Annotated in this window: 7 protein-coding genes; 2 read left to right on the top strand and 5 right to left on the bottom strand. The window is 60.7% G+C overall.

Annotated features, from left to right (window positions below):
* Positions 1 to 96 precede the first annotated feature (96 nt).
* Both E0F99_RS27760 and E0F99_RS27765 read right to left on the bottom strand, forming a co-directional pair.
* On the bottom strand, positions 97 to 903 hold the full coding sequence (locus E0F99_RS27760) for a suppressor of fused domain protein (protein ID WP_083358584.1): 807 nt from the start codon (positions 901 to 903) through the stop codon (positions 97 to 99).
* A 28-nt stretch (positions 904 to 931) separates the two neighbouring features.
* The gene (locus E0F99_RS27765; RefSeq protein ID WP_083358583.1) at positions 932 to 1,564 is read right to left on the bottom strand and encodes a TetR/AcrR family transcriptional regulator; all 633 of its coding nucleotides are present in this window, start codon (positions 1,562 to 1,564) and stop codon (positions 932 to 934) included.
* Between the two features lie 112 nt (positions 1,565 to 1,676).
* Between E0F99_RS27765 and E0F99_RS27770 the strand changes: the two genes are divergently transcribed.
* Entirely contained in the window at positions 1,677 to 2,333 is a 657-nt protein-coding gene (locus E0F99_RS27770) for an O-methyltransferase (RefSeq protein ID WP_083358582.1), read from the top strand.
* 3 nt (positions 2,334 to 2,336) lie between these two features.
* Here E0F99_RS27770 and E0F99_RS27775 read toward each other — a convergent pair whose 3' ends face one another.
* Positions 2,337 to 2,705 (bottom strand): hypothetical protein, encoded by a 369-nt coding sequence (locus E0F99_RS27775; RefSeq protein ID WP_083358581.1) that lies wholly within the window; start codon positions 2,703 to 2,705, stop codon positions 2,337 to 2,339.
* Between the two features lie 117 nt (positions 2,706 to 2,822).
* Between E0F99_RS27775 and E0F99_RS27780 the strand changes: the two genes are divergently transcribed.
* Positions 2,823 to 5,021, top strand: coding sequence for an OsmC domain/YcaO domain-containing protein (locus E0F99_RS27780; RefSeq protein ID WP_083358580.1), 2,199 nt, complete (start codon positions 2,823 to 2,825; stop codon positions 5,019 to 5,021).
* Positions 5,022 to 5,092: 71 nt separating this feature from the next.
* Here the strand turns inward: E0F99_RS27780 and E0F99_RS27785 are convergent, their stop codons facing one another.
* Positions 5,093 to 6,259 carry a cystathionine gamma-synthase gene (locus E0F99_RS27785; RefSeq protein WP_083358579.1) on the bottom strand — a complete coding sequence of 389 codons (1,167 nt, stop codon included), beginning with the start codon at positions 6,257 to 6,259 and terminating at the stop codon, positions 5,093 to 5,095.
* Positions 6,256 to 7,343 (bottom strand): pyridoxal-phosphate dependent enzyme (locus E0F99_RS27790; protein WP_130909051.1); only part of this gene is annotated, 1,088 nt, incomplete at its 5' end. The genes E0F99_RS27785 and E0F99_RS27790, both read right to left, overlap by 4 nt.

A 7,343-nucleotide genomic window follows, 5' to 3' on the forward strand; every position in this document is an offset into this window, starting at 1 on the left:
GCGATGCTCCCATCGTGCGCAGGTGCGTTCAATCGTCGTTTGTTAACCTTCAGGTATGGCTGTGTTAAACAATCAGCGCATCGACACAACGACCGTTCACACCACGCTTGCGCGATACAGGCTGCTGGTATGGCCCACACCTGCGGCCTTCAACCGCTCCACCAGATCTTCCCGCGCCGCACGCCCACCGGAACGCACGTACTCGAGCTCCGACGCGGTGATCAACACCACCGGTACCAGGCGCACGGGCGACAGCGGCATGTCTTCCAGGCGGGTCGGGAAGTCGGGTTCGGGCCCGCCGAGCAGCACGCCAGCGGCATCGTCGTCGGTGACGAACAACTTAGGCACTTGCTCGCTCATCTGGTGCGACAGGCTGAACCCCGGCAGTTCCAGGGACAGTACGCCATGGTTGTCCAGCTGATGCGTGATGCCGCCTGCATTAGCCACGGTTTTGGCGACGTGTTCGATCAGTTCGAACGCCCAGCTACGGCGTAAAGGGTCGACATCACCCAGTTCGCCACGCGCGTCGTTGGGTATGTCTGCGGTTTCCAGGAACAGTTCCATTTCGAACCCATTGCCCAGCCCTTCGGCATCGTCGAAGGGGTCGGACAGGCCCTCGGTGGCGAGAATGATGGCGCCGTCACGGCGCACCACGCGGTAGGCCTGGCGGGTGGACGGCCAGTGAGGACCGCCGGTGAAGCTTGGGCTGATCATGTACGTCAGCACGTCGCGCTCCACAGTGCCCACGGCCTGCCAATGCCGGTCCAGGCACTCTTCGCTGGCAATTCGGACGGCCGTATTGGCGGCATCCGCTGGGGTTTCAACCGGGTCAACCGGCGTCGGCAAGGCCGCTTCGGCTTCGGGCTTTTTGGCTGCGCCGAACAGCTTTTTGAAGAAGTTCATGTGCATTCCTTTGCTGGAGATGAGTGCTTTACAGGTGATTGAGCGCGTTCACGTAGGCGCGAAACATATCAGCCATTGCGTCGGCGTAAATAGCTATTTCTGCGGCGGTACGCGGGCTGCCGGAAAAATCCTTACCCACCGAACTGAGCGTGGTCAGGATCAAGTCACAGGCCAGCGCACGCGTCTGCTCAGGCACTTGCGGCAGCAATTCCAGCATGAAGGTCTCAAAGGCCTGCTGGCCCGCCGCGCGGACTTCCACGGCTTCGGGCGCATCCCGATACAACGGCGCGGCGTCGTTCAGCGCCACACGCATCTGCGCTTCCTCGCATTCGGAATGGATAAACGCATGCACCAGGGTGCGCAGGCGCTGCAGCGGCGCAATGTCGGTTTTATCCAGAATGTTGCGCAGCATCTGCGTGGTTTGTTGCCACTCATCGCTTTGCAAACGGAACAGGATCGCGGCCTTGTTGGGGAAGTATTGATACACCGAACCCACACTCACACCGGCCTTTTCCGCCACCCGCGCAGTGGTGAACCGGGTGGCGCCTTCCTTGGCCAAAACCTGAATAGCCGCCTCCAGGATCGCTGCCACCAGTTCGGTGGAACGCGCCTGCTGTGGCTGTTTACGTGAGGAGATACGGACGGTCTGGCGGGTTGTCATCGTGGGGCTCCAGCGGCGGGGCTAACGCGAATAGCGAATGCGAGGAATCACTCGCATACTTTTAATGCGACGAATTAGTCGCATCTTAATCCCAGCCTGACGGAAATCAATCATGACAACCCTGACCTCTGCGCCATTGGCGCCCTTGATCGAACGCCTTTATGCACAAGCTGGCGCGGCGACCAGCCCGCTCATCAACAGCGTATCGCGTGAAGAACGCGAGCGGCTGATGCACAGCAAAACCGATTACCTTGAGCTTTACACGATGCTCAAAGACCTGTGGCTGCCGGTCTCCCGCGACACCGGCCACTTGCTCTACATGCTGGCGCGCAGCAGCAAGGCGCGGGCGATTGTCGAGTTTGGCACCTCGTTCGGCCTGTCTACGTTGTTCCTGGCCGCCGCGCTGCGCGATAACGGTGGCGGTGTGTTGATTGGCAGTGAGTTCGAGCCCTCGAAGATCCTCCTGGCGCGCACGCATTTCATTGAAGGTGGCGTGAGCGACCTGATCGACATTCGTGAGGGCGATGCACTGGGCACCCTGGCCGCAGACATGCCGGAAGCGGTCGATTTGCTGCTGCTGGACGGCGCCAAGGCCCTGTATGGCGATGTGCTGAACCTGGTGGAAAAACACCTGCGCGCCGGCGCGCTGGTGGTGGCTGACAACACCAACTACTGCCCGCAATACCTGGCGCACGTGCGCGATCCTGCGAATGGCTATTTGTCGGTGGCGTTTGCCGATGACATCGAACTCTCCATTCGCCTGCGCTAAGGCTTAGCGTTTGCTGAACGCCAAGCGCACGGCAAACATGACAACGTTCAGGCCGGTGGTGCGGCCCATCCACCGGATGGCCTTTTCCTTGCGCAGAAACCCGGACAGGGGCCGGGTGGCGCCAATCAACACCAGTGACCATGCCAGGCCCAATACCACATGACTGCTCACCAGGGCGAAAGCCACGGCTGCGCGCCACAACAGGCAACCGGCGTTGATGCCCTGGGTGGCCTGCAACGCCTGGCGCTTGCCTTCTACCGTGGCGGTGCGCAGCACCAAGGCTGTGTCGAGCCTGGGCGTGAGCGTCAGCACCGTGGCGGCGAAGGTGAGGGCGAGGAGGTTGCCAGTGTGGACATGGGCGCATGGCGTCAACGTGAGGTGGACGAAACATTAGCACCGACCGGCAGGCAATTCGGAAAACCCTGAGACTTCCCGGCGAAAATCTTCATAATGGCGGCCAATTTGTTTAGCTCGTTCTGGTGTGCCCGCATGGAAATTAAGGTCAACTTTCTCGACAACCTTCGGCTTGAAGCCAAGTTCGACGACTTCACGGTGATTGCCGACCAACCGATTCGCTACAAAGGCGACGGTTCGGCCCCGGGTCCGTTCGATTACTTCCTGGCTTCGTCAGCGTTGTGTGCGGCGTACTTTGTGAAGCTGTACTGCCAAACGCGCAATATCCCCACGGACAATATTCGCCTGTCGCAGAACAACATCGTTGATCCGGAAAACCGCTACAACCAGATCTTCAAGATCCAGGTCGAGTTGCCAGCGGACATTTCCGACAAGGACCGACAGGGCATCCTGCGTTCCATCGACCGCTGCACGGTGAAAAAAGTCGTGCAGGCCGGGCCGGAGTTTGTCATTGAGGAAGTCGAAAACCTCGACGCCGATGCTCAGGCGCTGTTGATGCCAAGTTCCACGTCAGAAGCCGGCACCTACATTGCGGGTAAGGACCTGCCGCTGGAGCAGACCATCGCCAACATGTCGGGCATTCTTGCCGGCCTGGGCATGAAGATTGAAATCGCCTCGTGGCGCAATATCGTGCCCAACGTGTGGTCGCTGCATATCCGCGATGCACACTCGCCGATGTGCTTTACCAACGGCAAGGGCGCGACCAAGGAGGGCGCACTGGCGTCGGCATTGGGCGAGTTTATCGAGCGGCTCAACTGCAACTTCTTCTACAACGACCAGTTCTGGGGTGAGGAGCTGGCCAACGCGCCGTTCGTGCATTACCCGGATGAGCGCTGGTTCCAGCCGGGGCGCAAAGACGAGCTGCCGACTGAAATCCTCGACGCCTATTGCCTGAAAATCTACAACCGCGATGGCGAGCTGCGCGGCTCGCACCTGTACGACACCAACTCGGGCAATGAAGCGCGCGGGATTGTTTCGCTGCCGTTCGTACGTCAGTCCGACGGCGAAGTGGTGTACTTCCCGTCCAACCTGATCGAAAACCTCTACCTCAGCAACGGCATGAGCGCGGGCAATACTCTGGCCGAAGCCCAGGTGCAGTGCCTGTCGGAGATTTTCGAGCGTGCGGTCAAGCGCGAGATCATCGAAGGCGAGTTCGCACTGCCGGATGTACCCGCTGAGGTGCTGGCCAAATACCCGGGGATTCTCGCTGGTATTCAAGGCCTGGAAGCCCAGGGCTTCCCAGTGCTGGTCAAGGATGCGTCGCTAGGCGGTGAGTTCCCAGTGATGTGCGTGACCTTGATGAACCCGCGCACCGGCGGCGTGTTTGCCTCGTTCGGTGCCCACCCAAGCCTGGAAGTGGCGCTGGAGCGCAGCCTCACAGAATTGCTCCAGGGCCGCAGCTTCGAAGGCTTGAACGATTTGCCGCAGCCGACCTTTGAAGGCCACGCGGTGACCGAGCCGAACAACTTCGTCGAGCACTTTATCGACTCCAGCGGCGTTGTTTCGTGGCGTTTCTTCAGCGCCCAATCGGATTACGAGTTCGTCGAGTGGGACTTCTCGGGCCAGGGTGAAGACTCGAATGCCCAGGAAGCCGCGACCCTGTTCGGCATTCTCGAAGGCATGGGTAAAGAGTCCTACATGGCGGTGTACGAACACCTCGGCGCAACCGCCTGCCGCATCCTGGTGCCGGACTACTCGGAAATTTACCCGGTGGATGATCTGATTTGGGACAACACCAATAAGGCACTGTTTTTCCGCGCCGATATTCTCAACCTGCACAGCCTCAGCGATGACGAGCTGAAGGCTTTGGCTGAGCGTCTGGTGGAAAGCGAGCTGGACGATTACACCGACATCACCACCTTGATCGGCATCGAGTTCGACGACAACACCGCGTGGGGCCAACTGACCATCCTTGAGTTGAAGCTGCTGATTTATCTGGCCTTGCAGCAATACGAAGACGCCAAGGAGTTGGTGGAAATGTTCCTGCAGTACAACGACAACACCGTCGAGCGCGGCCTGTTCTACCAAGCGGTGAACGCGGTGTTGGAGATGCACTTGGACGAGGACTTGGTGCTTGAGGATTACGAGGCCAACTTCCGCCGCATGTTTGGCAACGAGCGGATGGACGCGGTGATGGGTTCGGTGAGCGGCACGGTGCGCTTCTATGGTTTGACGCCGACCAGCATGAAGCTGGAAGGGCTGGACCGGCATTTGCGCTTGATCGACAGCTACAAAAAGCTGCACTCAGCACGCGCCAACATCACCTCAGCCTGACGCTAAACCCCTGTGGGAGCAGGCTCCCACATTTGATCGTTCCCACGCGGAGCGTGGGAACGATCAATGAGTTAGATCAGCGCCAAGGCCTGGGCTAAATCGGCCCTCAGGTCTTCCACATCCTCAACGCCCACCGACAACCGCACCAACCCATCACCAATGCCCAGTTGCGCCCGCGTCGCCGCGGGAATGCTCGCATGGGTCATGATCGCCGGGTGTTCGATCAGACTTTCGACGCCGCCGAGGCTTTCGGCCAACGCAAAAATCTTCACGTTTTCCAGAAAGCGTTTCGCGCCCGCAAGATCACTGTTCAGATCCACCGAAATCATCCCGCCAAACCCACGCATTTGCCGGCGTGCCAGCTCATGCTGCGGATGTGAGGCCAAGCCTGGGTAATACACCCGTGACACTTGTGGCTGCTGTTCCAGCCAGGTCGCCAACTCCAGGGCATTGCTGCAATGGCGCTCCATGCGCAGCGCCAGGGTTTTGACCCCGCGCAGGGTCAGGAACGCATCGAACGGCCCGGCAATCGCGCCGACCGAGTTTTGCAGGAAACCCAGGCGCTCGGCCAGTTCCGGGTTATGGCCGACGATGGCGATGCCGCCGATCACGTCGGAGTGGCCGTTAAGGTATTTGGTGGTGGAGTGCACCACGATGTCGAAACCCAACTCCAGCGGGCGCTGGATCCATGGGCTGGCGAACGTGTTGTCGGCTACACAGATAATGCTGCGGTCACGGCAGATGCGTGCGATGGCGTTGAGGTCGGTGAGGCTCAGCAGCGGGTTGCTCGGGGTCTCGACCCAGACCATGCGTGTGTCGTCCTGCAACGACGCTTCAAACGCCGACACGTCGCTCAAGTCGACATAGCTGAAGCGGTGCCCGGCACTGCGTTGGCGCACCTTGTCGAACAGGCGAAAGGTGCCGCCGTACAGGTCATTGCCAGAGACGATGTGCGCGCCGGCGTCGAGCAACTCCAGCACGGTGGAGATCGCTGCCAGCCCCGAGGCAAAGGCAAACGCCTGGCTGCCGCCTTCAAGGTCAGCCACGCAACGCTCCAGGGCAAACCGCGTGGGGTTGTGGGAGCGGCCATAATCAAAGCCCTTGTGCACGCCGGGGCTGTCTTGCAAATAGGTGGAGTTGGCATAGATCGGCGGCATCAGCGCACCCGTGGTCGGGTCGGGTGATTGCCCGGCGTGGATCACGCGGGTGGCAAACGCACTTTTATCGGGCTGACTCATGCAAGGGATCTCCGTAGGTGGTTAAGCAGGTCGACGCGGGTGATCAGGCCGTGAAAGCCTGAGGCGTCGGCGATGATGGCGACCAGGCCGCGATCCAGTTCCGCCTGCAGTTCAGTCAGGCTGGCACTCGGGGCCAGGGTTTGCAAGGTGTCGGACATGGCGCTGGCGACGAGCATGGAAAAGTCCGCCGCGTCATGGTGCAGCCCCAGCAGGATGTCGGACTCATCGATCACGCCGACCAGCTTCTGGCCATCGACCAGCACCGGCAGTTGCGAGACGTCGGCCAGGCGCATGCGCTGGAAGGCGGTGAGCAGCGTATCGTCTGGGCTCACGCTGATCACGCGGCCGTCTTCGAAGCGGCGCGCGATCAAGTCGCGCAGGTCGCCGTAGTGTTTGTATTGCAACAGCCCGGCGTCGTTCATCCACTGGTCGTTGTAGACCTTGGACAGGTAGCGCGTGCCGGTGTCGCAGACGAACGTGACCACGCGTTTGGGCACGGTTTGCTCGCGGCAATACCGCAGCGCAGCGGCGAGCAGGGTGCCGGTGGACGAGCCGCCCAGAATGCCTTCAGCCTTAAGCAGTTGGCGGGCGTGGTCGAAGCTTTCTTTATCGCTGATCGAATAGGCGTGCCGCACGCTGGAAAGGTCGGCAATTGAGGGGATGAAATCTTCGCCGATGCCTTCCACGGCCCACGAGCCCGGGGTTTGCATCTTGCCGCTGCGACTGTATTCGGCCATCACCGAACCCACCGGATCCGCCAGCACCATGGCCAGCTCCGGTTGCACCCGTTTGAAGAAGCGCGTCAGGCCGGTGAGGGTGCCGGCCGAGCCGACGCCCACCACAATTGCGTCCACGTTATGCTGGGTTTGCGCCCAGATTTCCGGGGCGGTGCTGGTTTCGTGGGCCAGCGGGTTGGCCGGGTTGTTGAACTGGTCGGCGAAGAAGGCAGCAGGAATGTCCTTGGCCAGGCGCGCGGCCACATCTTGGTAATACTCGGGGTGGCCCTTGCCGACGTCGGAGCGGGTGATATGCACCTCGGCGCCCATGGCCTTCAAGTGCAGCACTTTCTCGGTGGACATTTTGT

The sequence above is a fragment of the Pseudomonas antarctica genome (assembly GCF_900624995.1).
GTDB lineage: Bacteria > Pseudomonadota > Gammaproteobacteria > Pseudomonadales > Pseudomonadaceae > Aquipseudomonas > Aquipseudomonas antarctica.